This window comes from Streptomyces shaanxiensis, from assembly GCF_039537145.1.
Taxonomy (GTDB): domain Bacteria; phylum Actinomycetota; class Actinomycetes; order Streptomycetales; family Streptomycetaceae; genus Streptomyces; species Streptomyces shaanxiensis.
Map to the genome: position 1 here is coordinate 23,397 of NZ_BAAAZY010000012.1, position 24,933 is coordinate 48,329.

Below are 24,933 nucleotides of genomic sequence, written 5' to 3' on the forward strand. Positions count from 1 at the left end.
TGGTGGGAGGGCGCATTCGGGCTTCTTCAGGCTGCTTCGGACCGCTTGCCGCCTTGCGTCCGTCCCGACGTATCGTCGGCAAAGGTGCTGCCGGGGCGGGCGTAGCGTAGGTGGCATGACGACGTACGGATCCTTCCCGGGCACGCGGCCGCGGCGTCTGCGGACCAGCCCTGCCATGCGGCGCATGGTCGCCGAGACCAGGCTGCACCCCGCCGACCTCATCCTTCCGGCCTTCGTGCGCGAGGGCGTCAGCGAGCCGGTGCCGATCGCCGCCATGCCGGGGGTGGTCCAGCACACGCGGGACAGTCTGAAGAAGGCCGCTGCCGAGGCCGTCGAGGCCGGTGTCTCCGGGATCATGCTCTTCGGCGTGCCGGAGGACGAGAAGAAGGACGCCCTCGGGACGCCGGGGACCGATCCGGACGGGATTCTGCAGGTCGCCCTCCGGGACGTTCGGGCCGAGGTGGGGGACGACCTTCTCGTCATGTCCGACCTGTGTCTCGACGAGACCACCGATCACGGGCACTGTGGCGTGCTGGATGCCGAAGGGCGTGTCGACAACGACGCCACGCTTGAGCGGTACGCCGAGATGGCGCAGGTGCAGGCCGACGCCGGGGCCCATGTGGTGGGGCCCAGCGGGATGATGGACGGGCAGATCGGCGTCGTCCGTGACGCGCTCGATCAGATCGGGCGGGAGGACGTCGCCATCCTCGCCTACACCGCCAAGTACGCCTCCGCCTTCTTCGGGCCCTTCCGGGAGGCCGTCGCCTCCTCGTTGGAGGGGGACCGCAAGACCTATCAGCAGGATCCGGCGAACGTCCGGGAGTCGCTGCGGGAGCTGGCCCTCGACCTGGAGGAGGGCGCCGACATGGTGATGGTCAAGCCGGCCGGGCCCTACCTCGACATCCTGGCGCGGGTCGCCGACGCGGTGGACGTACCGGTCGCCGCCTATCAGGTCTCCGGCGAGTACTCGATGGTCGAGGCCGCCGCCGAGAAGGGCTGGATCGAGCGGGACCGGGCCATCTTCGAGACGCTGACCGGCATCAAGCGGGCCGGCGCGCGCAACATCCTCACCTACTGGGCGACGGAGGCGGCGCAGAAGCTGGGCCGTATCTGAGGCGACGGACGGCGCGACGGAGGTACGGCAGCGCGGTCACGGACGGTCGGACGTCGGCGGCGCCGTGGCCGTGGGGCTGGTCGGGGTCGACGGGCCCTCGTCGCGCAGGCCCTGGCCGTCCTCGCACGCGGTGAGCGTGAGCGCGGCGATCGCCACCAGCGTGGCGGCGAGGAGCCGGGCGCGGGGGCGACGGGCGGGGGGTGCGTCCGCGGACATGGGGTGGCCCTCTCCTTGGGTAGGGGGTGGGGTCGGGACCCAGCCTGCGTGATCACCCGTCCCGGGCGCCACCTTCGGCCGGGAATTCGGGACGCCGCAGTGGTGGGACCGTCGCTGACCTGCTGGGATGGCATGTCCCGGAGGGCTGGAGTGGGACGCCGGGAGGCCGCGGACCTGGCGGTGGGGGCCCTCGGCGGTGGCCCTGAGGTCCGCATCCCGGAAAGCTGCTTGTAGGCGGCATGTAGTTCTCTAGGCTGCCCGGCACGAGCCGTCGCTCTCGTCGTCGTAGCCGAAGGAGCCGTGTCATGAGCGTGATCGAGTCCGTGCCCCACCCAACCCGGGCCGCCGTGCCGTCACTTGCGGCGCGGGCCGCGTCGGTCGGTGGCTCGCCCGTGCGCGACATCCTCGCCGTCACCGCCCGCCCCGAGGTCATCAACTTCGCGGGCGGACTGCCGGCGCCCGAACTGTTCGACCGGGAGGGCATCGCGGCCGCCTTCCGTGACGTCCTCGCCGAGACTGCGGCGCAGGCGCTGCAGTACTCCACGACCGAGGGCGAGCCCGGCCTGCGGAGCGGGCTCGCCGGGCGCATGTCGGCGCGGGGTCTCGCGACGGACGCCGACGACCTGCTCATCACGACCGGCTCCCAGCAGGGCCTGGCGCTCCTCGCCACCGCGCTGCTGGATCCCGGTGACACGGTCCTCGTCGAAGACCCCTGTTATCTGGCGGCACTTCAGGCCTTCGGCCTCGCGGGAGCGCGGGTCGTGGCCGTGCCGGGCGACGCGGACGGGGTGGACCCGCGGGCGCTGGAGGAACTGGTGGCGCGGGAACGGCCGAAGCTCTTCTACACCGTGCCGACCTTCCAGAACCCGACCGGCAGGACCCTGCCCGCCGAGCGCAGGGCGGCCGTCGCGGAGGTCGCCGCCCGGGCCGGGGTGTGGATCGTCGAGGACGACCCGTACGGCGAACTCCGCTACGAGGGCGAGCGCGTGCCCTGGATCGCCTCCTGCCCGGGCGCCGAGGACCGCACCGTGCTGCTCGGTTCCTTCTCCAAGGTGATGGCGCCGGGGCTGCGGCTGGGCTGGCTGCGCGCACCGGCGGGCCTGCGGCGCGCCTGCGTGGTCGCCAAGCAGGCCGCCGACCTGCACACCCCGACCGTCAACCAGCTCGCCGCCGCCCGCTACCTCCCCGGCCTCGACGCCCACGTGGCCCACGTCAGGGACGTCTACCGCGAACGCCGTGACGCCATGCTGGCGGGGCTGGCGCAGGCGCTGCCGGAGGGGTCGACCTGGAACCGGCCCACGGGCGGCATGTTCCTCTGGGCCCGTCTGCCGGAGTCGTACGACACGACGGCCCTGCTGCCGGAGGTGGTGCGGCACGATGTCGCCTACGTTCCCGGGGCGCCCTTCTACGCCGGTGAGCCCGACCGGTCGACGATGCGGCTGTGCTTCGTGACGCAGACGCCGCAGGAGATCGGGGAAGGTCTGAGGAGGTTGGGGGACGGGTTGCGTCAGGCTTAGGGCACAGCCACCTCACCTCGGCAGCACTCGCCTCCCCTCGTCCTCGGTCAGTCCCACCAGAAGTGCCAGACCGGCTGGTTGAGGAGCTGGTTCTCGGCGTAGCCGCGAAGGGTGGTGTCGCCGCCCTGCCAGATGTTGTCCGGGCAGAACGCGAAGTGCTCGGCGGCGATGGCCTCCGCCTCGGCCAGGGTGGTCGGCGGGGAGGCCACCGAGGCGAGGAGGTGGTCGAAGCCGAGGGCCACCACGCGTATGCCGAAGCGGTCCTCCCAGGAGCGCAGCACCGCGCAGAGGCGGGCGGTGTCGTTCTCGTGGTTCATCGGGCCTGTCCAGCCGATAGCCGCCGGAATGTCCGCGCTGCGGCGGGCCGGGACCAGGGCGAGGCGTGGGTCCTTCAGAGGGCCGCCGCTGTCGACGAGGGCGTCCGCGATGCCGGTGGCCACCGAGTCAGGGTCGGGGGCGGAGGCGGAGGCAAGGGTCGCGGGGGTGGCGGCCAGGCCGGTCCATTCCGCGTCCTCCTGTGCCACGCACTCGTACCAGAAGTCCTCCAACACCTCCTCCGCGTCGTGGTCTCCCGGGTACGACATCTCCCCGGGCATCAACTCCCAGCCCTCCGGGGCGCCCTGGCTTCCGCCCACGTCGATGACGACCGGCAGCAGTCCGCCCGTGTGCCGCGCCGGCTCCAGTGCCGCCCAGGCGCCGGGTGCCGCCGGATCGTCCGCCAGCCACAGCAGCGGCTCGTGCCAAGGGCCCTCGTCAGTCGCGTCGAGGAGTCTGCCGGGCGGGAGTCGGAGGCCGAGCGCGGTGCCCGTGGGGTCGGTGGCCAGCTTCGGCAGGGGGTTCGGAAGTGTCGCCATGTCCGTGACTGTAGGCGGTGCCACTGACAATGGGCCGAGCCCTCACCTGGGCACCCTGGCGTCGAAGCATTCCCCCTCGCTGCCCGCCGCGGGCCGGAAGCAGGCCCGGACGACGGTGCCGGGGTGAGCCGCTGTCATGGGGGTGTAGATGTAGGAGTCCGCGTCGATGGCGTCCTGGACCTCGGCGCTGCGGACCGGACCCCCAGGCTCCTCAGGACCGCCAGGATCCGCACGGCCGCCCGCCGTCATCTCGATCCGGTCGCCGACGCGCGTCCCCCACATACGGGCCCAACTCGTCCCGCACTCCTCGCTGTAGCGCAGTTCCATCCAGGCTCCGGTGGCCGTGCGGTGCGTGGAGACGGTCGTCGGGGCGGCGGCGCACTTCATCTGCATCGGGCTCCTGCCCTCGCAGACCGCTCCACGGCAACGCGGACCGGTCGCGGCCGGGGACAGGGGCAGGGACGACAGCGGTTCGCCGTCCCGGTGCGGCAGCAGAAGGGCCAGCGCCGCCAGGCCCCCGACGGCCACCGCACACACCGACGCGAGCACGGCCATGGCCACCGCGCTTCGGTGCCCGGCGCCGGCGACCGCAGCGCCCGCGACAGTGCCTCCGGCAGACGGGAACTCCTTCGGGGACCGTGGCGGGGACCCGGGCGGAGGCGAGGGCGAGTCCGGGGCCACGGACACGGACACGGCAGGGCCCGGGGGCGGGGAAGCGTCCGGGGGCAGGGGGGAGACCTCCGCCTCCGCGATCTCCCACAGTGCCAGACACCGCCCCTCCGCCTCGCCCGCGAGACGGCACAGCTTCCGCACCGCGTCGCGCGGGGGCAGCGTCCTGCCGTTGAGGTAGCGGTCCCAGGAGGACTTGCTGTACGTGGTCTTCGCCGCGAGGCCGACCAGGCTCAGCCCGGTGCGGTCCTTCAACTCCCTCAGCGCGACGGCCAGTCGGGCCCGTTCCGGCGACGGCGCCGTCATCGCCGTAGGGCCTTCCAGGTGTGCGGCCCGACGATGCCGTCCACGACCAGCCCCGCCCGCTTCTGCAACTGCCGGACCGCGCCTTCCGTCACCGGACCGAAGATCCCGTCGATGCCGCCCGGCGAGATGCCCGCCCTGCGCAGCAGACACTGCGCCTCGGCCACCTCCGGCCCGGCGTGGCCGTACGCCAGCACGGCTTCCCGGGTGCGGCTGTTGCCCGCGTACCAGCGGCCGTCGTCGGTCCGCTCGACACGGCAGGCGTACGGGGGTGCCGATGAGGTGGGCATGGCGGGCGCGGCGACGGGAGCCGCTGTCTCCTCCGGCTCGCCGCCGCCCAGCCGTACGACGAGAAGGACCGCCGTGGAGGCGGCCAGCACCAGTGCCACAGCCCCCGCCACGAGCGCGACGAGCAGCGAACCCCCGGGCCGGCGTGGCCCGTTGACCTCGACGGACAGGACCTCCGGCGCTGTTGCCGCCGGCTCCGGTACGGGCGGCGTGTACGCGTCCGCGGCGGTCACGTCCCCGCGTCTCCTCGCCCACGCCTCCGCGGCGACCTCGTGCAACGCCAGCAGCCGGGTCGGATCCTCGCCCCCGATCCGGGCCAGCGCCTCGACGGCCTCCCGGGGCGCGAGCGACCTGCCGCCCAGATACCGTTCCCAGGACTTGGGGCTGTACTGCGTCCTCGCCCCCAGCTGCCGCAGGCTCAGCCCGCTGTGATCCTTCAGCCGGCGCAGCCGCACCACCAACTGCCGCACGCGCGGATCCAGTTCCGCGGGCAGCACTGCCCAACGCGACATGTTCCCCCCACTCGCGTTCACGGTCCGGGCCCGCGGTCCGTGGTCGGCGTCCCCCGTGCCCCGTCGCATTCTGCATCAGCATCCGCGGCCCGCACCGGAAGCCGGTCAAGCCGGTACCCGCGCTGGTACGCAAATCGGCCACCGTCCGTCCCGCGGGTGTCCCGCCGTGCCGTCTCGGCGTATGGCGTTCACGCAGGTCAGCGGGTGGGACGTCCCGCCATGACGTCACTTGAGCCGTGCCTGTGGCGGGCCTCGCCGCACGCCCCGCACTCTCGTTCCGCCAGCCAGGCGGCATGTGCCGCCACTCGACCCGGAGTGAGCCGGAGTGAGAGGGAAACGTATGCGACCGAATGTCTGGACCAGGACCCTCGTCAGCGTCAGCGCCGTAGTCGGCCTCGCCGCCGGAAGCCTCGCGACCGCGGGCACCGCTTTCGCCGCGCAGGACGCGAAGCCGGCCGTGAGCTCCGAGGTCTCCGTCCTCGCGGTGAACAACCTCGGTCTGACCGCCGCCGAGGCCAAGAAGGTCCAGGACTGGCTGAAGCAGTACTGGGGATACACCGGCGCGATCGACGGGCAGCTCGGCACCAACAGCTGGAAGGCGTTCCAGCGCTGCCTCAAGCAGTACTGGGGCTACACCGGCGAGATCGACGGCATCGTCGGCCCCAACACCATCAAGGCCCTCCAGCGCCTGCTGAAGGCGCACTGGGGCTACACCGGTGCGATCGACGGCATCGCCGGCTCCGGCACCAAGGCCGCCTTCAAGCGGTTCGCCAACGGCGGCTAGCGGCGCGAAAGCGGGCACACTCGGGCTCGAACGCAGGACCCACCCGGGCCCGACCTGACCCCACCCGGGCCCGAACACACCGCGGCCCGTCCTCTCCGCGGGGGAGAGGACGGGCCGCACGCGTTCCCTCGGGCGCTCAGAGCCGCTCGGGCGTCCGGATGCCCAGCAGGGCCATGCCCTGGTGCAGGGTCCGGGCCGTCACGTCGCACAGGAACAGACGGTTCTCGACCTGGGCGGGGGTGTCCGCCTTCAGCACCGGGCACTGGTCGTAGAACGTCGTGTACAGCGACGCCAGCTGGTACAGGTACGCGGCCAGCTTGTGCGGCGCGTACTCCGCCGTCGCCTCCGCCAGCAGCTCCCCGAACGCGTCCAGGTGCAGGCCCAGCGCCCGCTCCGCCGGGGCGAGTTCGAGCTCCGGGTGCGCGACCGGGCCCGCGCCCTCGGCCTTGCGCAGGATCGACTTGATACGGGCGTACGCGTACTGCAGGTAGACCGACGTGTCGCCGTTCAGCGACACCATCTGGTCCAGATCGAACTTGTAGTCACGGTTCGCCGACGTCGACAGGTCCGCGTACTTCACGGCGCCGATCCCGACGTACCGGCCGTTCTCGACGATCTCCTCCTCGGTCAGGCCCACCCGCTCGGCCTTCTCGCGGACGACGGCGGTGGCCCGCTCGACGGCCTCGTCGAGGAGATCCTCCAGGCGTACGGTCTCGCCCTCACGCGTCTTGAACGGCTTGCCGTCCGCGCCGAGGACCGTGCCGTAGCCCATGTTGTGCGCGGTGACCTCGTCGCCGAGCCAGCCCGCGCGCCGGGCCGTCTCGAAGACCATCCTGAAGTGCAGCGACTGGCGTACGTCCACGACGTAGAGCAGCGTCGTCGCGTTCAGGTCGAAGACACGGTCGCGGATCGCGGTCAGGTCGGAGGCGGCGTAGCCGAAGCCGCCGTCGGCCTTCTGCACGATCAGCGGAACCGGCTGGTCGTCCTTGCCGCGGATCTCGTCGAAGAACACCACGAGCGCGCCCTCGGAGCGCACCGCGACACCCATCTCCTCCAGGAGGCGGGCGGTCTCCGGCATGCCCTCGTTGTACGCCGACTCGCCGACGATCTCCTCGTCACGGATCTCCATGTCCAGCTTCTCGAAGACCGAGTAGAAGTAGACCTTCGACTCGTCGACGAACTGCTGCCACAGTTCGAGGGTCTCCTTGTCGCCGGACTGGAGCGCCACGACCCGCTTGCGCGCCCGCTCCTTGAACTCCTCGTCCGCGTCGAAGACGGCCCGCGAGGCCTTGTACACCCGGTTCAGGTTCGACATGGCCTGCTCGCCGTCGACCTCCGCCGCGGGCGCCAGCTCGCCGGGGTTCTCGAACAGGTACTGGATGAGCATGCCGAACTGGGTGCCCCAGTCGCCGATGTGGTGGCGGCCGATCGTCCGCTCGCCGGTGAAGTCGAGCATGCCGCGCAGGGCGTCGCCGATGACCGCGGAGCGGAGGTGGCCGACGTGCATCTCCTTGGCCACGTTGGGCTGGGCGTAGTCGACGACGGTGACGCCGGGGGTGTCCTTGCGGGGCACACCGAGGCGTTCGGTGTCCGCGTAGCGCGCCGCGAGGTTCTCCGTGATCGCCTTGTCGGAGATCGTGATGTTCAGGAAGCCGGGGCCGGAGACCTCGACGTCCTTGATCACGTCGCCGGTGACGATGTTGCCGACGACCTGCGTCGCCAGCTCCCGCGGGTTCGACTTGGCCTTCTTGGCGAGGGCCAGGATCCCGTTGGCCTGGAAATCGGCCCTGTCGCTACGTCGCAGCAGCGGGTCGACTCCGTCGGTTTCCGGGAGAACGGAAGTGAGGGCGTCGGTGAGGCGCTGGTGGACGAGATCGGTGAGCGACGTGACCGAGGTCATGGGGTGGGAGCCGTTCTCCTCGTGGGTTTGTTTCAGACGTGACCAGTATCCCATGGGGGGTAAAGCGGATTTTGCGGCTGCGGGCCGGTGGGGGCTTGTCGCGCCCCGCGGCGGAGCCGCATGTCGGACACAGTCCCGCGCCCCTGACAGGCGGCTGCGCCGCCTGACGGGCGGTCCTGTAAAGGCGTTTTCGCTGTTGCCGTTCTTGCTGGGACAATGGACGGCGCCAGCCGTAGACCGTACCGGCTGCTTCAGGAGAAAGAAGGACGTGCCCCGTGGCTCAGAGCACCGAGACCACCGACTGGGTCTCCCGTTTCGCGGATGAGGTCATCGAGGAGTCGGAGCGTCGGGCCCCGGGCAAACCGGTCGTCGTCGCGTCCGGACTCTCCCCCTCCGGACCCATCCACCTGGGCAACCTGCGCGAGGTCATGACCCCGCACCTCGTCGCCGACGAGATCCGGCGGCGCGGCCACCAGGTCCGGCACCTGATCTCCTGGGACGACTACGACCGGTACCGCAAGGTGCCGGCCGGCATCGCGGGCGTCGACGACTCCTGGGCCCAGCACATCGGCAAGCCGCTGACCTCCGTGCCGGCGCCGCAGGGCTCGGCGTACCCGAACTGGGCCGAGCACTTCAAGGCCGCCATGGTCGAGGCGCTCGCCGAGCTCGGTGTGGAGTTCGACGGGATCAGCCAGACCGCGCAGTACACCTCCGGTGTCTACCGCGAGCAGATCCTGCACGCCATGAAGCACCGGGGCGACATCGACGCCGTTCTCGCCCAGTACCGGACCAAGAAGGGCCCCGCGAAGAAGCAGTCGCAGAAGCCCGTCGACGAGGCCGAGCTGGAGGCCGCGGAAGGGTCGGGCGCGGCGAACGAGGACGACGGGTCCTCCGGGTCCGCCGGGTACTTCCCGTACAAGCCCTACTGCGGCAACTGCGAGAAGGACCTCACCACCGTCACCTCGTACGTCGACGACACCACCGAGCTGTCGTACACCTGCAACGAGTGCGGCTTCTCGGAGACCGTCCGGCTCAACGAGTTCAACCGCGGCAAGCTCGTCTGGAAGGTCGACTGGCCCATGCGGTGGGCCTTCGAGGGCGTCGTCTTCGAGCCCAGCGGTGTCGACCACTCGTCGCCGGGGTCGAGCTTCCAGGTGGGCGGGCAGATCGTCGGGATCTTCGGCGGGAAGCAGCCCATCGGACCCATGTACGCGTTCGTGGGGATCAGCGGGATGGCGAAGATGTCGTCGTCCAAGGGCGGCGTGCCCACGCCGGGCGACGCGCTGAAGATCATGGAGCCGCAGATCCTTCGCTGGCTCTACGCCCGCCGCAGGCCCAACCAGTCCTTCAAGATCGCCTTCGACCAGGAGATCCAGCGGCTCTACGACGAGTGGGACAAGCTCGACGGCAAGGTCACCGACGGGTCCGCCCTGCCGGCCGACGTCGCCGCGCACTCGCGTGCCGTGCGCACGGCAGGCGGTGAGCTGCCCAGGACCGCGCGGCCGCTGCCGTACCGGACGCTCGCGTCCGTCGCCGACATCACCGCCGGGCACCAGGACCAGGCGCTGCGGATCCTCTCCGAGCTGGACCCGGAGAACCCGCTGGCCGCGCTGGACGAGGCGCGTCCCCGGTACGACAAGGCCGAGGCCTGGATCAACACGCAGGTGCCCGCCGACCAGCGGACCATCGTGCGCGACGAGCCCGACGCCGAGCTGCTGAAGTCCCTCGACGAGGCGTCCCAGCAGTCGCTGCGGCTGCTGCTCGACGGGCTCGCCGAGCACTGGTCGCTGGACGGGCTGACCCACCTCGTGTACGGCGTGCCCAAGGTGCAGGCCGGGTTCTCCCCGGACGCCACGCCCAAGGAGCTGCCGGCCGAGATCAAGACCGCCCAGCGGACGTTCTTCGCGCTGCTGTACCACCTGCTGGTCGGGCGCGACACCGGGCCGCGGCTGCCCACGCTGCTGCTGGCGGTGGGGCAGGAGCGGGTACGGCGGCTGCTCGGCGAGTAGGACGAGTAGGCGGTACGAGAAAGGGGCCCTCCGGCGAGGGCCCCTTTCTGCTGCACGTCAGGCGATGTGGTTCTCTTCGAGTTCCGTGTTGTAGAGGTTCGTGAACCGGGTGACCAGGCGCTTGGCCTCGTCCGGCAGGAGCGCGATGCTGAACTCCGCCTCGACGTTCTCGCTGAACTCGCGCGGCGTCGGGTAGCCGGTGCCGCCGATCGACTTCTTGAAGACCTGGTAGTAGTCCTCCTCGGTCGGGTCAGCCGGTTCCGGAGGGCCGCCGCCCTCGCCCAACTGGCGGGTGCGGTTGCCGGTCACTGGGATCGGGAAGGTGCCCGTGTCCTCCGGAGAGGGTTCCTGGACCGGGGGCTCCTCCGCGTACTGCTCCTGGTACTGCTCGGCCTGGACCTGCTCCTCGTACCACTGCTCGTAGTGTTCCTGGGCGTCGTAGGCGTTGTAGCCACCCTGGTACTCCACGTGGCGCGGAGTGTTGAACCAGTCCTGCACGTATTCCGGTTCCGGTTGCTCGGGTGCGGGCGGGCCGGCCAGCTCGGGCCGCTGCTCGCGAGCAGGCGCCGCCTGCTGCGGAACCGGGGCCGCCACAGCGGCACGACGCACGGGGGCCGCGTCCGTCTCCAGCGCCACGTCCGCCGCGGACGCCGCGTCCAGGACCGCCTGCTTCGGCGCCGGAGGCAGCAGGGCCGGCTCGATGCCCGCCGCTGCCAGCCCCGCCGGAGCCGTCTCCGCCAGCGGGACCCCGTAGCGGGCCAGGCGCAGCGGCATCAGGGACTCCACCGGCGCCTTCCGGCGCCACCCACGGCCGAAGCGGGAGCGCAGGCGGGCCTGGTACACCAGGCGCTCCTGCTCCAGCTTGATGACCTGCTCGTAGGAGCGCAGCTCCCACAGCTTCATACGGCGCCACAGAAGGAACGTCGGGACCGGCGACAGCAGCCAGCGGGTCAGGCGTACGCCTTCCATGTGTTTGTCGGCCGTGATGTCCGCAATGCGGCCGATCGCGTGGCGGGCCGCCTCCACCGCCACCACGAACAGGATCGGGATCACGGCGTGCATGCCGACGCCCAGCGGGTCCGGCCAGGCCGCCGCGCCGTTGAAAGCGATCGTCGCCGCCGTCAGCAACCAGGCCGTCTGACGCAGGAGCGGGAACGGGATACGGATCCACGTCAGAAGCAGATCCAGGGCCAGGAGGACGCAGATGCCCGCGTCGATGCCTATCGGGAAGACATAACTGAAGTCCCCGAAGCCCTTCTTGATGGCCAGCTCACGGACGGCCGCGTACGAACCGGCGAAGCCGATGCCGGCGATGATCACGGCGCCGAACACGACCACACCGATGAGAATGCGATGCGTCCGAGTCAGCTGCGGTGGTGGCGCGGCCACTCGTACTCCCCTCCCAGTGCATGCTGTTGCGCGCAACAGGGTGGCACATCTGTGCGGCGTCCGGATTCACGCAGGGCACGAGCCCGGTCCCTGAAGGGGGCCGGGCTCGTACAACAGGCGGGTCTGAGCTGCGCGTTGTGACGCAGGAGTGGGGCAGGTGTGACGGTCAGCTCTTCTTCGACGCTGACTTGGACGGGGAGCTGGACGCCGCCTTCGAGGCGCCGCCGGACGGCGACTTCGAGGGAGACTTCGAAGCCGACTTCGAAGGGGCGCTGCTCGGCGTGCCCGCGCCGCCGCTGCCGTTCTCCTTCGTCACCGCGGCCACCGCCTCCTTGGCGGCCTTCCGCGCGAGCTTGTTCAGATCGTCCGCGCTCGGCGTCTTCTCGCCGGCCAGACCGGCGCCGTTGTAGTCGAGCGTGACGACCACGTTCTCCACCCGGGCCACGACCGTCTCCTGCTTGAAGGAGCCCTCCTTCTTCTTCAGGTCGTAGCGCACCGCCGTCGCCTCGTCGCCCACCCCGGTGGCCGGCTCCGACCTGACGTTCTTCGCGCCGCTCACCGAACGGGCGTCCTCGACCTGCGTCTCGAAGTACTCCCGCGCCAGCTGGTTGCCCGAGCCGCGCGTGACGTCCGAGTCGAAGCGCAGCAGGGAGATGTTCAGCCAGCGGAACTGCGAGCCCTTCACGCCGTTGTTGTCGAGGCTGCTCCAGGAACAGGAGCTACGCGTCGAGGCGTCGTCGGACGAGCCCTCCTTGCCCGATTTGGCCTTCGGGACCAGGACCTCCAGCGTGTTCTTCGTCAGCACCTTGCACGGCTGAGGAAGCGCCTTGTATGCGACCGCCTGCACCGTCGGAGACGGGCTCGCGGACGACTCCGACGCCGACGCCTTCGTACTGTCCCCGGCTCCGTCGTCCGAACCGGAGTCCGAGGAGCAGGCCGTGGCGATCAGCATCACCGGGACTGCGGCCGCGCAGACAAGGGCGCGGCGCAGGCCCCTCGCCCGCTGCTCGCGCTGCTCACGCCGGTCAAGCTGGTCTCGCTCTGCTGCTCGCTGCATGGTTCCTTCACTCATGACTGACAACCGTGGTTCCTGCGGTCGGATCGGGTCCGAGGGGCCACGGTACGCGGTGAAGAAGCTGTGTGGTCTCGTTTCGGTTACGTCGCTCCCGGGCGCACCGGGGCTGTGCCGGGGCGCTACTCCGCCAGCTCGTCCGCCAGTTGCGAAGCCAGATTCAGGGCCCTGTCCTGCAATTCCTCGCTGTCCGGGACCGTACCGACGGTCGCCGACTGCTCCTCGTACACGATCCTCACGATCACGTTGGACGTGCGGAACGCCACAGTCACCTTGCGCTGCTCCGCCGTCGAACCGGCACTGCTGAGCTCGTCGTCGAGGAAGGCCTCGTCGCCGAGGTCCTCGAGAACGCGGGGCTGGAGCTCGGCGGGGGTCGCGCCGTCGGTGGGGCCGGCGGAACCGGAGGCGGACGAGGAGGACGAAGCGGACGAGGTGGGCGACGAAGCCGACGGTGACGCCGAGGAGGAAGGGGAACCACTCGGATCGGCCGACGAGGTGCCCTCGGCGCTCTCACCGCTCGCGGTGGCGCCGGAACTCGTCGGCTCCGGAAGGTCGGCCGCCTCCTGCTGGGTCGCGAAGAGCCGCTCCGCCTCGCTGTCGTCACTGACCGCTGTGTCGTACGACACCACACGCGCGAAGTCGACGAAGAGATGGTTCGTGGCGTCCGCCGACTCGACCTTCCAACGGCAGCCGACCTTGCGGTCCGTGTCGTAGGTCAGCGTCGGAGTGCCCTCGTACGCCTTCTCGCGCTGCTCCTCGTCCGTGAGCTGCCTGATGCCGGGCAGCAGAGCGTCGAGGGTGTCCTGGTCGACCACGCCACAGGCCTCCGGGAGCGTGGCGTACCGGCCGGGCTCGGCCGTCACGGTCGCCGTACCGGAGTCGTCGGGGTTGGAGTCGTCGGTCGAACCGCCGCTGTCGGAACTGCCGGTGCAGCCGGCCAGCAGCGCCGCGAGGAGCGCGGCGACGCCGGATACGTACGCCTTCCGCTGCACGGTCAGGCTCCTCTCGACGGTGGCTGTGTGGTGGGTGCGGTGCCGGTGTTCCAGTGTCCCCGCTGGTTATTCGGTTGCTGCGCGGGGGCTTCCGCTGGAGACAATGTGTATCGCACGCACTGCCGTGGACGCCGGTCCGTTGTCCCTTTTCATCGACCCTGGCGCCGGTTTTGCGATTTCAGACTTGTATGTGATTTCCGGGGGATAGAGGACGATATGTCGTACGTGGAGATGCCGGGCGCGAAGGTACCGATCCGTATGTGGACCGACCCGGCGACGGTCGAGGACGGGGCCCTGCAGCAGCTGCGGAACGTCGCGACCCTGCCGTGGATCAAGGGCCTCGCCGTGATGCCGGACGTGCATTACGGGAAGGGGGCGACGGTCGGGTCCGTCATCGCCATGCAGGGCGCCGTGTGTCCTGCGGCGGTGGGGGTCGACATCGGGTGCGGGATGTCGGCCGTGAAGACCTCACTGACGGCCAATGACCTGCCGGGGGATCTGTCGCGGCTGCGGTCGAAGATCGAGCAGGCCATTCCGGTGGGGCGGGGGATGCATGACAGTCCCGTGGATCCGGGGCGGATGCACGGGTTCGCCACCGCGGGGTGGGACGACTTCTGGGCGCGGTTCGACGGGATCGCGGATGCGGTCAAATTCCGTCAGGAGCGGGCCGGAAAGCAGATGGGAACGCTCGGAAGCGGCAACCACTTTGTCGAGGTGTGTACCGATACGGACGGTTCCGTCTGGCTGATGCTGCACTCCGGTTCCCGGAACATCGGCAAGGAACTCGCCGAGTTCCACATCGGCGTGGCCCAGAAGCTCCCGCACAACCAGGGGCTGATCGACCGTGACCTCGCCGTCTTCGTGGCGGACACCCCGCAGATGGCGGCGTACCGCAACGACCTGTTCTGGGCGCAGGAGTACGCCAAGTACAACCGCACGATCATGATGGCGCTTCTGAAGGACGTGATCCGCAAGGAGTTCAAGAAGGCAAAGCCGACCTTCGAGGCCGAGATCAGCGCGCACCACAACTACGTGGCCGAGGAGCGCTACGACGGCATGGACCTGCTCGTGACCCGTAAGGGTGCGATCCGGGCCGGCTCCGGCGAGTACGGGATCATCCCGGGCTCGATGGGCACGGGGTCGTACATCGTGAAGGGCCTCGGGAACGCGAAGTCCTTCAACTCGGCCTCGCACGGCGCGGGTCGGCGCATGAGCCGGAACGCGGCCAAGCGTCGCTTCTCGACGAAGGATCTTGAGGAGCAGACGCGGGGCGTGGAGTGCCGTAAGGACTCCGGTGTCGTGGACGAGATTCCGAGCGCCTACAAGCCGATCGAGCAGGTCATCGATCAGCAGCGGGACCTCGTCGAGGTCGTGGCGAAGCTGAAGCAGGTCGTGTGCGTGAAGGGCTGACGCCCCCGGCCCACGCTCCTCATTTCGGAGCGTGGGTCACCGCGTAGATCATCACGAACGCCACGATGTGGATGCCGAAGAGGAAGTAGCCGAGCCACCACCACATCTGGCGTTCGTTGTGCGGGTCCTTGCCCGCCGGGGCGCTGTCCTCGCCGCTGTCCGTCACTACAGCTCCCTGTGGACCTTCGTGTTGGACGCCTGGGCGCGGGGGCGGACGACCAGGAGGTCGATGTTGACGTGGCTGGGGCGGGTGACCGCCCAGGTGATGGTGTCGGCGACGTCGTCGGCGGTGAGGGGCTCGGCGACGCCCTCGTAGACCTTCGCCGCCCTGTCCGTGTCGCCGCCGAAGCGGGTCAGGGCGAACTCGTCCGTCTTGACCATGCCCGGCGCGATCTCGATGACGCGGACCGGTCGGCCGACGATCTCCAGGCGCAGGGTCTCGGCGAGGACGTGGGAGCCGTGCTTGGCGGCGACGTAGCCCGCGCCGCCCTCGTAGGTGCCGTGGCCGGCGGTGGAGGAGACGACGACGATCGTGCCGTCGCCGCTCGCGTCCAGCTTCGGGAGCAGGGCCTGGGTGAGGTTCAGGGTGCCGATGACGTTCGTCTCGTACATCGAGCGCCAGTCGGCGGGGTCGCCGGTGGCCACGGGGTCGGCGCCGAGTGCGCCGCCCGCGTTGTTGACCAGGACGCCGATCGTCTTGAAGGCAAGGGCGAACTCGTCGACCGCGGCTCGGTCGGTCACGTCCAGCTGGTAGGCGGCCGCGGAGTGGCCGGCCGCGTTGATCTCCTCGGCCAGCGCCTCGATGCGGTCCTTGCGGCGGGCGGTCAGGACGACCCGGTAGCCGGCCGCGGCAAGCTGTCGTGCCGTGGCGGCTCCGATTCCGCCGCTCGCGCCGGTGACGACGGCGATGCGGGAGGCGGCGGACGGTGCGGCGGTGGGCATGGCTGCTCCTCGGGCGTGATCGAAAGCCTGTCCGGCCAGGATAGGCGGGTGGTGGGAGAATGAGAGGGGTGGTCCTCCACCACGGGAGGTGGATCATGGGACAGGCACGTGAGGTCATGGACCGACTCACCGAAGCGATCACCACGGCGGACTCCAAGACCATCGCCGAGCTGTACGCGCAGGACGCGGTCGCCGTCACCCCCGACGGCGGGGAGCTCCACGGGCGCGACGACATCGCCACGTACTGGCGTGCGATGACGGAGGCGGTTCCCGACGGCTCGTACGAGTCGGTGCACTCGTACGAGGTCGGCAACACGGCCATCGACGAGGGCTTCTTCAGCGGCCGGAACACGGGGCCGATCCAGTTGCCCACGGGGGAGACGCTGGCCCCGACGCAGAAGGAGATCAGGATCCGCGGGGTCGACTTCGCCACCGTCGACGACAGCGGACACATCGTCGACTACCGGCTCTACTTCGACGAGATGGACTTCCTCGGGCAGCTCGGACTGCTGCCGCCGACCTGAGCCCGCCGAAAGCCCCGAGGGGGTCAGTTTCCTCGCGGCGCGTACATGATCACCGCCATGCCCGCGAGGCAGATCAGTGCGCCCGTCACGTCCCAGCGGTCCGGGCGGTAGCCGTCCGCGACCATGCCCCAGGCGAGGGAACCGGCCACGAAGACACCGCCGTACGCGGCGAGGATGCGGCCGAAGGCGGCGTCGGGCTGGAGTGTGGCGACGAAGCCGTAGGCGCCGAGGGCCATGACGCCCGCGCCGATCCAGAGCCAGCCGCGGTGCTCGCGTACGCCCTGCCAGACCAGCCAGGCGCCGCCGATCTCGAAGAGGGCGGCGACGACGAAGAGGGCGGCGGAGCGCAGGACGAGCATGGGAGCCAGTGTGCGTCACCTGGCCGGTGAGGAGGTGCGTCACCTGTTGGACGGCGCCTGCCGGGCGCTTCGCGTGGGATACATCCGTACGACCACATGGAGTGAGGAGTGGGCGGTATGCGGCGGATGCGGGTGGCTGCGGTGTGCGGTGCGGCCCTGATGGCGGCGGTCGGCGGGGTGGCTCCGGAGGCCGGGGCGGTGGGCGGGGCCGAGGAGGGGCTCGCCTATCACGGGTCGGTGCTCCTGTCCGCCGGGCTGGCCGACGTACGGTTCGCACCGCACCGTCCCAAGCCGGACGCGGCGGCGGACGCGGAGGTGACGGTACGGCTGCGCTGGTCGGTGCCGCTGGCGGACCTGCAGGAGCTGCCGCGGGGGTGTGTGCGGGCGGAGTCGCGGGTCCTGATGTGCCGGGTCGGGGCGCCGGACGCGGACGGGGTGGGGCAGTGGGTCGAGTTGCGGGTACGGCTGCAGGGGGCGCCGTCGGAGGTGCTGGTGGATTTCGACACGCTGCAGAGCGGTCAGCAGGCGGGTGGTCAGACCGGTGAACAGAGCGGGCGGCAGCGTGTGCTCGCGTTGGACACGGGGGACACGTACTACTTCTGACGGGCCCTGACTTCGTCCGCGCCCGTGTCCGCGCCCTCGGTGTCGTAGCGCTCGCGCGCCTCGCGCACCTCGTCGAAGTGGGTCTCCGCCCAGTCCTTCACCGCGGTCAGCAGCCGGGCCAGGTTGTCGCCGAGCGTGGTGAGCTCGTAGTCGACGCGGACCGGGACGGACGGGGTGACGCTGCGGGTGAGGAGGCCGTCGCGTTCCAGTGAGCGCAGGGTCTGGGTCAGCATCTTGGGGCTGACGCCGGCGATCTTGCGGCCGAGGTCGCTGTAGCGCATGGGGCCGGTGGCGAGGGCGGCGACGACGAGGCTGACCCACTTGTCGCTGATCCGATCCAGGAGCTGGTTGGTGGGGCAGCTCTTGAGGAACGCGTCGTACTCGATGCGGGCCTGTTCGCGCCGCTGTGCCGCGGTCTTGGTCGCCATGGCTCACCTCCGGGGTACATACGCACTCTCAGGTAACTACTTACTGAGAGATAGTAGCTCTTCCTAGGGTTGTTCGCAGTGGACGGGAGAGCGTCCCACACGCTGACAAGCCAAGGAGAGCTGCTGTGCGTGCTGTAGTGGTGAACTCGTTCGGTGGGCCCGAGGTCGTGGAGGTCGTGGAGACCGACGTGCCGGAGCCCGGTGCGCGGGAGGTGCGGATCAAGGTCTCGGCGGCCGGGCTGAATCCCGTGGACGCGGGTGTGCGGGCCGGGGTCTTCGGGGGTGCGGGGAAGCGGATCGGGCTCGGCTGGGATGTCGCCGGGACCGTGGACGCGGTGGGTGTGGCCAGTTCGTGGAGTGTGGGCGACACGGTGGTGGCGCTCGACTACGGCATGGTCAAGCCGGTGGGTACCCACGCCGAGTACGTGGTCGTCCCCACGGATGCCGTCGCCAAGGCGCCGGTGACGGTGGACGCGGTCCATGCGGCGACGCTGCCGCTGAACGCGCTGACCGCCGTACAGGCGCTGGATCTGCTGGAGTTGGCGCCGGGGCAGTCGCTGTTGGTGACGGGGGCGGCGGGGGCCGTCGGTGCGTACGCCGTCCAACTCGCCGCGCACCGCGGGATATCGGTGACCGGGCTGGCCCGGGAGGGCGACGAGGAGTTCGTACGGTCGCTGGGGGCGGGGGAGTTCGTGAGCGGGGGCGTCGAGGCGGGGAGCTTCGACGCCGTGCTGGACGCCGCGGTCCTCGGTGAGGCGGCCCTGGAATGGGTGCGGGACGGGGGCGTCTACCTCGGCGTCATTCCGCAGGCGGAGCCCGGGTCGGTGCGGGGGGTGCGGACCGGGGCGGTCGAGGTGAGTGCCGATGGGGCGCGGTTGGCGGAGCTGGTGCGGTTGCTGGATGACGGGGTGCTGACGACTCGGGTGGCTGAGACGTTCGCGCTGGACGATGCGGCGAAGGCGCATGCGCGGCTTGCGGAGGGTGGGGTTCGGGGGCGGTTGGTGCTGGTGCCGTGAGGGGGTGTCGGGTGAGGTGGCCTGCGGGGGCCGGTGCTGGTGGGGTGCTCGGCGTGGGTGTCGGCGCCGGGTTGGGGCGCTCGCCCGCGCCGGCGGGGTGCCGCCTCTGTGGGACGGCGGCGCCCCAGTGGCATGGCTGCCCGCAGCGGAGTGGGTGGGGCGCGGGTAGCCCCGGCTGTGGGGGCGGGAGGCCCGCAGGTAGGTGGGTGCGGCTGCCCGAGGTGAGGCGGGACTGTGGGCGCACTCATGTGGGTGCCCGCGACGGCTGACGTCGGGTCAGTGCACCCCTTGTGCGTACGTCGCCGGCGGTACCCCCACCGTCCTCGTGAAGTCCCGTATCAGATGGGCCTGGTCGGCGTAGCCGAGGTCGGTTGCCAGGGTGGCCCAGTCGATGTCGGTGTGGGTGGCGGCCTGGTCCAGGGCCTCGTGGATGCGGTAGCGCAGGACGACCCACTTGGGGCTGACGCCGACGTACGTCGAGAAGAGGCGTTGCAGTGCCCGTACCGACAGGCCCCGTGCCTGCGCGAAGTCGCCGACGCGGCGCACCGTGCGGTCGGTGCGGATGTGCTGGACGAGGGTCGTGGCGAGGTCGGCCTGGGGGTCGGGGGCGCAGGGGAGGGAGAGGAGGAAGGTGTCGAGGGCGGCGACTCGGGCGTGGTCGTCGGCGGGGGTGACGATCGTGTGGGCGGCGTCGCCCGTGGCCTGTGGGAAGACCTCCTCGGCGGGCAGGGCCACGCCCGTCCACCGGGACACCGGCGCCCCGGGGGCGTACGGCCGGAACCCGCCGGGCCGGAACTTCACCCCGCAGACCCGGCCTCGTCCGGTCAGCTTGCGGGTGTACAGGCCGAGCGCGACCCCGGTGACCTCGGCGTACGGCTCGCCCTCGTCCTCGTCCCACTGGAACGTGAGGTTGACGGCCGGGTGCGGGACCACATGGGAGGCGTAGGGCTCGGGCAGGTCCCAGTCGATGAGCCAGTACCACTCGACGTACCGGCGCAGCGGCTCGGCGGGCTCGTGGCGGCGGAACCGTACGCGGTTCAGCAGCCCGGACGGGTCGACGATCCCGCGGGTGTCGTGGCGGGGTGCGTCTGCCTCCATGGCCGGATCGTACGTCGCGTTTCTTCAAGAGGGGCAGCCCCGGATGTACCTACGGTCGGGGCATGGACACCAACCCTGTGACGACGTACGGCATCGGTGAGCTGCTGGGCATGGCGCGTGAGCGGGCCGTTCCGGTGGTCCGGGGGATCGGGGATGCCGCCCTCTCCGCTCCCACGCCCTGCGCCGAGTACGACGTGAAAGCCCTGGTCAACCACCTCTTCCAGGTGATCGTCCAGTTCCAGCGGCTGGCCGCGAAGGAGGCGTCGGACTTCGGTGAGACCCCCGACCGGGTCGCCGCGGGGCCCGAGTGGCGGGAGCGGCTCGTGGACGAGGCGGACCGGCTGGTGGCGGCGTGGTCCGCGCCGGGCGCGGAGGACGGGACGACCGGCGGGATGAACATGCCCGCGCGGCTGGTCGGCTCGATGGCGCTGCTCGATCTGACCGTGCATGTGTGGGACCTGGCGCGGGCGACGGGCCAGGACTACCCGGGTGCCGACGAGGCGGTCGTGGCGGAGCTGGCCGGCGCGGTGGACGAGCTGGCGCCGACCGCCCGGAAGATGGGTGTGTTCGGGGAGCCGGTGCCGGAGGCCGAGGGCGCGTCCGCCTTTGAGCGGCTGCTCGCGCGGACCGGCAGGGATCCGCAATGGCCGTAGCGCCGGCAGGGATCCGCGCCGCGAGTAGCGCCCGGGCAGGGATCCGCGCTGGAAGGTGTCGGGCGGGCCGGGAATAGTCCCCCGCCGGTCTCCGTTCTCCAGGTATAGTTGAACGGTCAACAACCTGGAGGGTGAGCGACCATGCAGTTCGGGATCTTCAGCGTCGGCGACGTCACGCCGGACCCCACGACGGGCCGTACGCCGACCGAGCGCGACCGCATCAAGGCCATGGTCGCCATCGCGCTGAAGGCCGAGGAGGTCGGGCTCGACGTCTTCGCGACCGGCGAGCACCACAACCCGCCGTTCGTGCCGTCGTCCCCGACGACGATGCTCGGCTACATCGCGGCGCGGACCGAGAGGCTGATCCTCTCCACCGCCACCACCCTCATCACCACCAACGACCCGGTGAAGATCGCCGAGGACTTCGCGATGCTCCAGCACCTGGCCGACGGCCGGGTGGACCTGATGATGGGCCGCGGCAACACCGGCCCCGTCTACCCCTGGTTCGGCCAGGACATCCGGCAGGGCATCAACCTCGCCGTCGAGAACTACGCCCTGCTGCACCGGCTGTGGCGCGAGGACGTCGTGAACTGGGAGGGGAAGTTCCGTACGCCCCTGCAGGGCTTCACGTCCACGCCCCGGCCGCTGGACGACGTACCGCCGTTCGTCTGGCACGGCTCGATCCGCTCGCCGGAGATCGCCGAGCAGGCCGCCTACTACGGCGACGGCTTCTTCCACAACAACATCTTCTGGCCGGCCGACCACACCAAGCGGATGGTCGAGCTGTACCGGACCCGGTACGCGCACTACGGGCACGGCACGGCCGAGCAGGCGATCGTGGGGCTGGGCGGGCACGTCTTCATGCGCCGCAACTCCCAGGACGCGATCCGCGAGTTCCGGCCCTACTTCGACGTCGCGCCGGTGTACGGGCACGGGCCGTCGCTGGAGGACTTCACGGACCAGACGCCGTTGACGGTCGGTACGCCGGAGCAGGTCATCGAGAAGACCCTGGCCTTCCGCGAGTACGCGGGCGACTACCAGCGCCAGCTGTTCCTCGTCGACCACGCCGGGCTGCCGCTGAAGACCGTCCTGGAGCAGATCGACATGCTCGGCGAGGAGGTCGTACCGGTGCTGCGCAAGGAGTTCGCGGCCGGGCGGCCCGCCGGGGTGCCGGACGCGCCCACGCACGCTTCCCTGCTCGCGAAGAAGGGGTCCGAGGAGGTGACCGTCGCATGAGGCTCGTCGTCGTGTCGGCGGGGCTGAGTGTGCCGTCGTCCACGCGGTTGCTGGGCGACCGGCTGGCGGCGGCGGTCGGCAGGCGGTCCGACGTGGACATGGAGGTCGTCGAGGTCGTCGAGCTGCGCGACCTCGCGGTGGAGATCGCGCACAACTTCACCAACGGCTTTCCGGGGCGGCGGCTGGCCGCTGCCATCGACTCGGTGACCTCGGCGGACGGGCTGATCGTCGTCACGCCGGTCTTCTCCGCGTCGTACAGCGGGCTGTTCAAGTCGTTCTTCGACGTGATCGACAAGGACGCGCTGACCGGGATGCCGGTGCTGATCGCCGCGACCGGCGGGACCGCCCGTCACTCCCTGGTCCTGGAGCACGCGCTGCGTCCGCTCTTCGCCCATCTGCGCGCCGTGGTGGTCCCGACCGGGGTGTACGCGGCCTCGGAGGACTGGGGCGCGGAGGGGCTGGACGGGCGGATCGAGCGGGCCGCGGAGGAGCTGGTGGCGTTGATGGCCGGTCGGCCCGAGAAGAGTCGGCCCGCGAAGAGCGGGGTGGCGACAGAGGTGGTGCCGTTCGCCGAGCGGCTGGCGGCACTTTCCAGCCCGTCCGGCGCTTGAGGACAAGGCCCCTTCAGGGCCGAAGCAGGGGTCTGGGGGCGGCGGCCCCCAGGCGGCTCCGTGAGGGTGAGAGCCCAGTAAGAACGGTGATCGTATGCCCCTCATCACGGCTCAACCGCCGGAGGCCTTGGCAGTATGAACACGTGTCCCAGACTGTTCTCCTCGCCGAAGACGACCGCGCCATCCGCAACGCGCTGGAACGCGCGCTGACCCTGGAGGGCTACCGGGTCACCGCGGTCGCCGACGGCGTCGAGGCGCTGGCGCAGGCCCATCGCACGCCGCCGGACGTGCTCGTGCTGGACGTGATGATGCCCGGCATCGACGGGCTCCAGGTCTGCCGGGTGCTGCGCGCCGAGGGCGACCGCACCCCGATCCTGATGCTGACGGCGCTCGTGGAGACCCAGGACCGGATCGCCGGCCTGGACGCGGGTGCCGACGACTACGTCGTGAAGCCCTTCGACGTCGAGGAGGTCTTCGCCCGGCTGCGCGCCCTGCTGCGCCGCACCAGTGAGGTGAACGGCGCCCCCGTCGACGTACCGAAGCAGGCCCCCGAGACGCCCGGGACGCCCGCGATGTCCGACCGGCTGATCCAGGCCGCCGGGCTGCGGATGGACCCGCAGGCGCGGCGGGCCTGGCGGGGCGCGCGGGAGCTGGAGCTGACGCGGACCGAGTTCGAGCTGCTGGAGCTGCTGGTCCGCAACGCCGGCATCGTCCTCGACCACTCCACGATCTACGACCGCATCTGGGGCTACGACTTCGGCCCCGGCTCCAAGAACCTCGCCGTCTACGTCGGCTATCTGCGCCGCAAGCTCGACGAGCCCGGCGCCCCGCAGCTGATCCACACGGTGCGCGGGGTGGGTTACGTGCTGCGGGAGGACTGAGTGGGCTCGGTCCGCCGTCGGCTCGAACGGCTGCTGACGGGGCGGCGCAGATCGGGACTGGGCACCACCTTCGCCGTATCGTTCGCGGCCGTGACCGCCGTGGTCACCGTCCTGGTCGGTCTGCTGTCGTACACCGCCGCCGCGCGGCTGGTGCGGGTGGACCAGGAGTCCGTGTTCGACGAGGTCGTGCAGGATCTGCGGGGCGAGGTACGACAGCGGCCGATGACGCCGGAGGACTTCTCGTCGTCGGCGCCCGGACACGATCTCGTACGGCCCGCCCGCACCGATGTGCAGGTGCTGGGCCCGGACGGTGCCGTCGTCGACCCGGGCCGGCCGGGGCTGCCGGTCACGGCCGGCGACCGGCGGATCGCGGCCGACGCGACGGCCGGGCGGATGGTCCAGTACAAGGACGTCGGCGTCGGCAGCGACGTCTACCGCGTCGCCACCGTCGCGCTCGGCGGCGGGCGGGGCGCGGTGCAGGTGGCCCAGGAGTTCAGCGACACCGAGGACCTGCTGCGGGCGCTGCAGCAGCGGACCCTGCTGCTGATGGCGGCCGTCGTCACGCTCGCGGGGCTCTTCGGCTGGTGGCTGGCCCGGCGCATCACCCGCCGCCTGGTCGTCCTGACCGCGGCCGCCGAGGACGTCGCCCGCACCCGGCGGCTCGGCATCCAGGTGCCGGTCACCGGATACGACGAGGTGGGCCGACTGGGCCGGGCCTTCGACCGCATGCTGGGGCGGCTGGCGCAGTCGGAGGAGGACCAGCGGCGCCTGGTGCAGGACGCGGGGCACGAACTGCGTACGCCGCTGACCTCCCTGCGTACCAACATCTCCCTGCTGCGCCGTATCGACGAGCTGCCTCCCGCCACCCGTGACGAACTGGTGGCCGACCTGGGCCAGGAAGCCCGTGAACTGACCGATCTCGTCAACGAGTTGGTCGACCTGGCGGCCGGGCAGTCCGACACCGGGCCGGTCCAGCGGGTGGACCTCGCCGAGATCGCCGAGGATGTCGCGGGGCTGGCCCGGCGCCGTACCGGGCGGCGGATAGTGGTCCGCGCGAGCGGGGAGACGACGACGGACGGGCGGCCGGGGATGCTGCAGCGCGCGGTGACCAACCTCGTCGAGAACGCGGCGAAGTTCGACCGGGACGGCCGCGCCCCGATCGAGATCAACGTCGCCGGTCCCGCCATCCCCGGCACGGTGCGTGTCGAGGTCCTCGACCGGGGGCCGGGCATCGCCGAGGACGACCTGATCCGGGTCTTCGACCGCTTCTACCGGGCCGCCGACGCGCGGTCGCTGCCCGGGTCGGGGCTCGGGCTGTCCATCGTGCGGGAGGTGGCGCTGTCACACGGGGGAGCGCCGTTCGCCTTCCGGCGGGACGGGGGCGGGGCGGTGATCGGGTTCACGGTGGGGGGCTCCGCGTAGGCGGCTTCGCCGCCGGCTCCAACGGGTGGTCGCCGCCGGTTCTCCCTCGGCCATCGCTCCCGGCTCTTCAGGGCATCCGCTCCCCGACCTCCCCGGGTATGGGTGACTATCGGTTCGGTGACCGGTGGGCG

The 24,933-nt window shown here is 71.0% G+C and carries 26 protein-coding genes; 13 read left to right on the forward strand and 13 right to left on the reverse strand.

Features of this window, described 5'->3' with window-relative positions; translation table 11 throughout:
• The first annotated feature begins 115 nt into the window (after nucleotides 1-115).
• Nucleotides 116-1,114: a porphobilinogen synthase gene (gene hemB / locus ABD932_RS23060; RefSeq protein ID WP_345015433.1), complete on the forward strand. Its 999-nt coding sequence runs from the start codon at nucleotides 116-118 to the stop codon at nucleotides 1,112-1,114.
• A gap of 36 nt (nucleotides 1,115-1,150) precedes the next feature.
• Here hemB and ABD932_RS23065 read toward each other — a convergent pair whose 3' ends face one another.
• Complete coding sequence (locus tag ABD932_RS23065; RefSeq protein WP_345015434.1) at nucleotides 1,151-1,330, reverse strand: hypothetical protein; 180 nt, start codon at nucleotides 1,328-1,330, stop codon at nucleotides 1,151-1,153.
• A 305-nt stretch (nucleotides 1,331-1,635) separates the two neighbouring features.
• Between ABD932_RS23065 and ABD932_RS23070 the strand changes: the two genes are divergently transcribed.
• The gene (locus ABD932_RS23070; RefSeq protein ID WP_345015435.1) at nucleotides 1,636-2,847 is read left to right on the forward strand and encodes an aminotransferase-like domain-containing protein; all 1,212 of its coding nucleotides are present in this window, start codon (nucleotides 1,636-1,638) and stop codon (nucleotides 2,845-2,847) included.
• Nucleotides 2,848-2,894: 47 nt separating this feature from the next.
• On the opposite strand, the gene ABD932_RS23075 is transcribed toward ABD932_RS23070, so the two are convergent.
• From ABD932_RS23075 to ABD932_RS23085, 3 genes are read right to left on the reverse strand one after another with little or no spacing between them, the layout of a single operon-like run.
• The gene (locus ABD932_RS23075; RefSeq protein ID WP_345015436.1) at nucleotides 2,895-3,701 is read right to left on the reverse strand and encodes a DUF4253 domain-containing protein; all 807 of its coding nucleotides are present in this window, start codon (nucleotides 3,699-3,701) and stop codon (nucleotides 2,895-2,897) included.
• A gap of 42 nt (nucleotides 3,702-3,743) precedes the next feature.
• The gene (locus tag ABD932_RS23080; protein ID WP_345015437.1) at nucleotides 3,744-4,676 is read right to left on the reverse strand and encodes a helix-turn-helix domain-containing protein; all 933 of its coding nucleotides are present in this window, start codon (nucleotides 4,674-4,676) and stop codon (nucleotides 3,744-3,746) included.
• Complete coding sequence (locus ABD932_RS23085; protein WP_345015438.1) at nucleotides 4,673-5,473, reverse strand: peptidoglycan-binding protein; 801 nt, start codon at nucleotides 5,471-5,473, stop codon at nucleotides 4,673-4,675. Before ABD932_RS23085 ends, ABD932_RS23080 begins: the two co-directional genes overlap by 4 nt.
• A gap of 340 nt (nucleotides 5,474-5,813) precedes the next feature.
• On the opposite strand from ABD932_RS23085, the gene ABD932_RS23090 reads away from it, so the two are divergent.
• Nucleotides 5,814-6,257: a peptidoglycan-binding domain-containing protein gene (locus ABD932_RS23090; protein WP_345015439.1), complete on the forward strand. Its 444-nt coding sequence runs from the start codon at nucleotides 5,814-5,816 to the stop codon at nucleotides 6,255-6,257.
• 136 nt (nucleotides 6,258-6,393) lie between these two features.
• Here ABD932_RS23090 and argS read toward each other — a convergent pair whose 3' ends face one another.
• Complete coding sequence (argS, locus tag ABD932_RS23095) at nucleotides 6,394-8,157, reverse strand: arginine--tRNA ligase (protein WP_345015440.1); 1,764 nt, start codon at nucleotides 8,155-8,157, stop codon at nucleotides 6,394-6,396.
• A gap of 275 nt (nucleotides 8,158-8,432) precedes the next feature.
• Between argS and lysS the strand changes: the two genes are divergently transcribed.
• Nucleotides 8,433-10,166, forward strand: a complete 1,734-nt coding sequence (gene lysS / locus ABD932_RS23100) for a lysine--tRNA ligase (RefSeq protein WP_345015441.1) — start codon at nucleotides 8,433-8,435, stop codon at nucleotides 10,164-10,166.
• 57 nt (nucleotides 10,167-10,223) lie between these two features.
• Here the strand turns inward: lysS and ABD932_RS23105 are convergent, their stop codons facing one another.
• The 3 genes from ABD932_RS23105 to ABD932_RS23115 form a co-directional block, all read right to left on the reverse strand.
• A complete protein-coding gene (locus ABD932_RS23105) occupies nucleotides 10,224-11,504 on the reverse strand; it encodes a DUF2637 domain-containing protein (protein ID WP_345015442.1) in 1,281 nt (426 codons plus the stop codon).
• A 217-nt stretch (nucleotides 11,505-11,721) separates the two neighbouring features.
• Nucleotides 11,722-12,612 (reverse strand): DUF3558 family protein, encoded by an 891-nt coding sequence (locus ABD932_RS23110; protein WP_345015443.1) that lies wholly within the window; start codon nucleotides 12,610-12,612, stop codon nucleotides 11,722-11,724.
• 137 nt (nucleotides 12,613-12,749) lie between these two features.
• Nucleotides 12,750-13,619: a DUF3558 domain-containing protein gene (locus ABD932_RS23115; RefSeq protein ID WP_345015445.1), complete on the reverse strand. Its 870-nt coding sequence runs from the start codon at nucleotides 13,617-13,619 to the stop codon at nucleotides 12,750-12,752.
• A gap of 216 nt (nucleotides 13,620-13,835) precedes the next feature.
• Here ABD932_RS23115 and ABD932_RS23120 point away from each other — a divergent pair, with 216 nt between their 5' ends.
• Nucleotides 13,836-15,029, forward strand: coding sequence for an RtcB family protein (locus tag ABD932_RS23120; RefSeq protein WP_345015446.1), 1,194 nt, complete (start codon nucleotides 13,836-13,838; stop codon nucleotides 15,027-15,029).
• 19 nt (nucleotides 15,030-15,048) lie between these two features.
• Here ABD932_RS23120 and ABD932_RS23125 read toward each other — a convergent pair whose 3' ends face one another.
• Together ABD932_RS23125 and ABD932_RS23130 are read right to left on the reverse strand one after the other, a co-directional pair.
• The gene (locus tag ABD932_RS23125) at nucleotides 15,049-15,195 is read right to left on the reverse strand and encodes a hypothetical protein (protein WP_345015447.1); all 147 of its coding nucleotides are present in this window, start codon (nucleotides 15,193-15,195) and stop codon (nucleotides 15,049-15,051) included.
• Complete coding sequence (locus ABD932_RS23130) at nucleotides 15,195-15,971, reverse strand: SDR family NAD(P)-dependent oxidoreductase (protein WP_345015448.1); 777 nt, start codon at nucleotides 15,969-15,971, stop codon at nucleotides 15,195-15,197. The genes ABD932_RS23125 and ABD932_RS23130 overlap by 1 nt, the downstream gene beginning before the upstream one ends.
• Before the next feature lie 95 nt (nucleotides 15,972-16,066).
• Here ABD932_RS23130 and ABD932_RS23135 point away from each other — a divergent pair, with 95 nt between their 5' ends.
• Nucleotides 16,067-16,495, forward strand: a complete 429-nt coding sequence (locus tag ABD932_RS23135) for an ester cyclase (RefSeq protein WP_345015449.1) — start codon at nucleotides 16,067-16,069, stop codon at nucleotides 16,493-16,495.
• A 23-nt stretch (nucleotides 16,496-16,518) separates the two neighbouring features.
• Here ABD932_RS23135 and ABD932_RS23140 read toward each other — a convergent pair whose 3' ends face one another.
• Nucleotides 16,519-16,854, reverse strand: a complete 336-nt coding sequence (locus ABD932_RS23140; RefSeq protein WP_345015450.1) for a YnfA family protein — start codon at nucleotides 16,852-16,854, stop codon at nucleotides 16,519-16,521.
• A gap of 117 nt (nucleotides 16,855-16,971) precedes the next feature.
• Between ABD932_RS23140 and ABD932_RS23145 the strand changes: the two genes are divergently transcribed.
• Nucleotides 16,972-17,457, forward strand: coding sequence for a hypothetical protein (locus ABD932_RS23145; RefSeq protein WP_345015451.1), 486 nt, complete (start codon nucleotides 16,972-16,974; stop codon nucleotides 17,455-17,457).
• On the opposite strand, the gene ABD932_RS23150 is transcribed toward ABD932_RS23145, so the two are convergent.
• Nucleotides 17,448-17,885, reverse strand: a complete 438-nt coding sequence (locus ABD932_RS23150) for a winged helix-turn-helix transcriptional regulator (protein ID WP_345015452.1) — start codon at nucleotides 17,883-17,885, stop codon at nucleotides 17,448-17,450. The two genes, ABD932_RS23145 and ABD932_RS23150, sit on opposite strands and share 10 nt — an antisense overlap.
• Before the next feature lie 125 nt (nucleotides 17,886-18,010).
• Here ABD932_RS23150 and ABD932_RS23155 point away from each other — a divergent pair, with 125 nt between their 5' ends.
• On the forward strand, nucleotides 18,011-18,901 hold the full coding sequence (locus ABD932_RS23155) for an NADP-dependent oxidoreductase (RefSeq protein WP_345015453.1): 891 nt from the start codon (nucleotides 18,011-18,013) through the stop codon (nucleotides 18,899-18,901).
• Between the two features lie 276 nt (nucleotides 18,902-19,177).
• Here ABD932_RS23155 and ABD932_RS23160 read toward each other — a convergent pair whose 3' ends face one another.
• Complete coding sequence (locus ABD932_RS23160) at nucleotides 19,178-19,999, reverse strand: DUF6597 domain-containing transcriptional factor (protein ID WP_345015454.1); 822 nt, start codon at nucleotides 19,997-19,999, stop codon at nucleotides 19,178-19,180.
• 62 nt (nucleotides 20,000-20,061) lie between these two features.
• Between ABD932_RS23160 and ABD932_RS23165 the strand changes: the two genes are divergently transcribed.
• From ABD932_RS23165 to ABD932_RS23185, 5 genes are all read left to right on the forward strand, one after another.
• Entirely contained in the window at nucleotides 20,062-20,652 is a 591-nt protein-coding gene (locus tag ABD932_RS23165) for a TIGR03086 family metal-binding protein (RefSeq protein ID WP_345015455.1), read from the forward strand.
• Between the two features lie 141 nt (nucleotides 20,653-20,793).
• Entirely contained in the window at nucleotides 20,794-21,888 is a 1,095-nt protein-coding gene (locus ABD932_RS23170; protein WP_345015456.1) for an LLM class flavin-dependent oxidoreductase, read from the forward strand.
• Nucleotides 21,885-22,499: an FMN reductase gene (locus ABD932_RS23175; protein WP_345015457.1), complete on the forward strand. Its 615-nt coding sequence runs from the start codon at nucleotides 21,885-21,887 to the stop codon at nucleotides 22,497-22,499. The genes ABD932_RS23170 and ABD932_RS23175 overlap by 4 nt, the downstream gene beginning before the upstream one ends.
• 143 nt (nucleotides 22,500-22,642) lie before the next feature.
• On the forward strand, nucleotides 22,643-23,380 hold the full coding sequence (locus ABD932_RS23180; protein ID WP_345015458.1) for a response regulator transcription factor: 738 nt from the start codon (nucleotides 22,643-22,645) through the stop codon (nucleotides 23,378-23,380).
• Nucleotides 23,381-24,802, forward strand: coding sequence for a sensor histidine kinase (locus ABD932_RS23185; RefSeq protein ID WP_425587503.1), 1,422 nt, complete (start codon nucleotides 23,381-23,383; stop codon nucleotides 24,800-24,802).
• The last annotated feature ends 131 nt before the right edge of the window (nucleotides 24,803-24,933 follow it).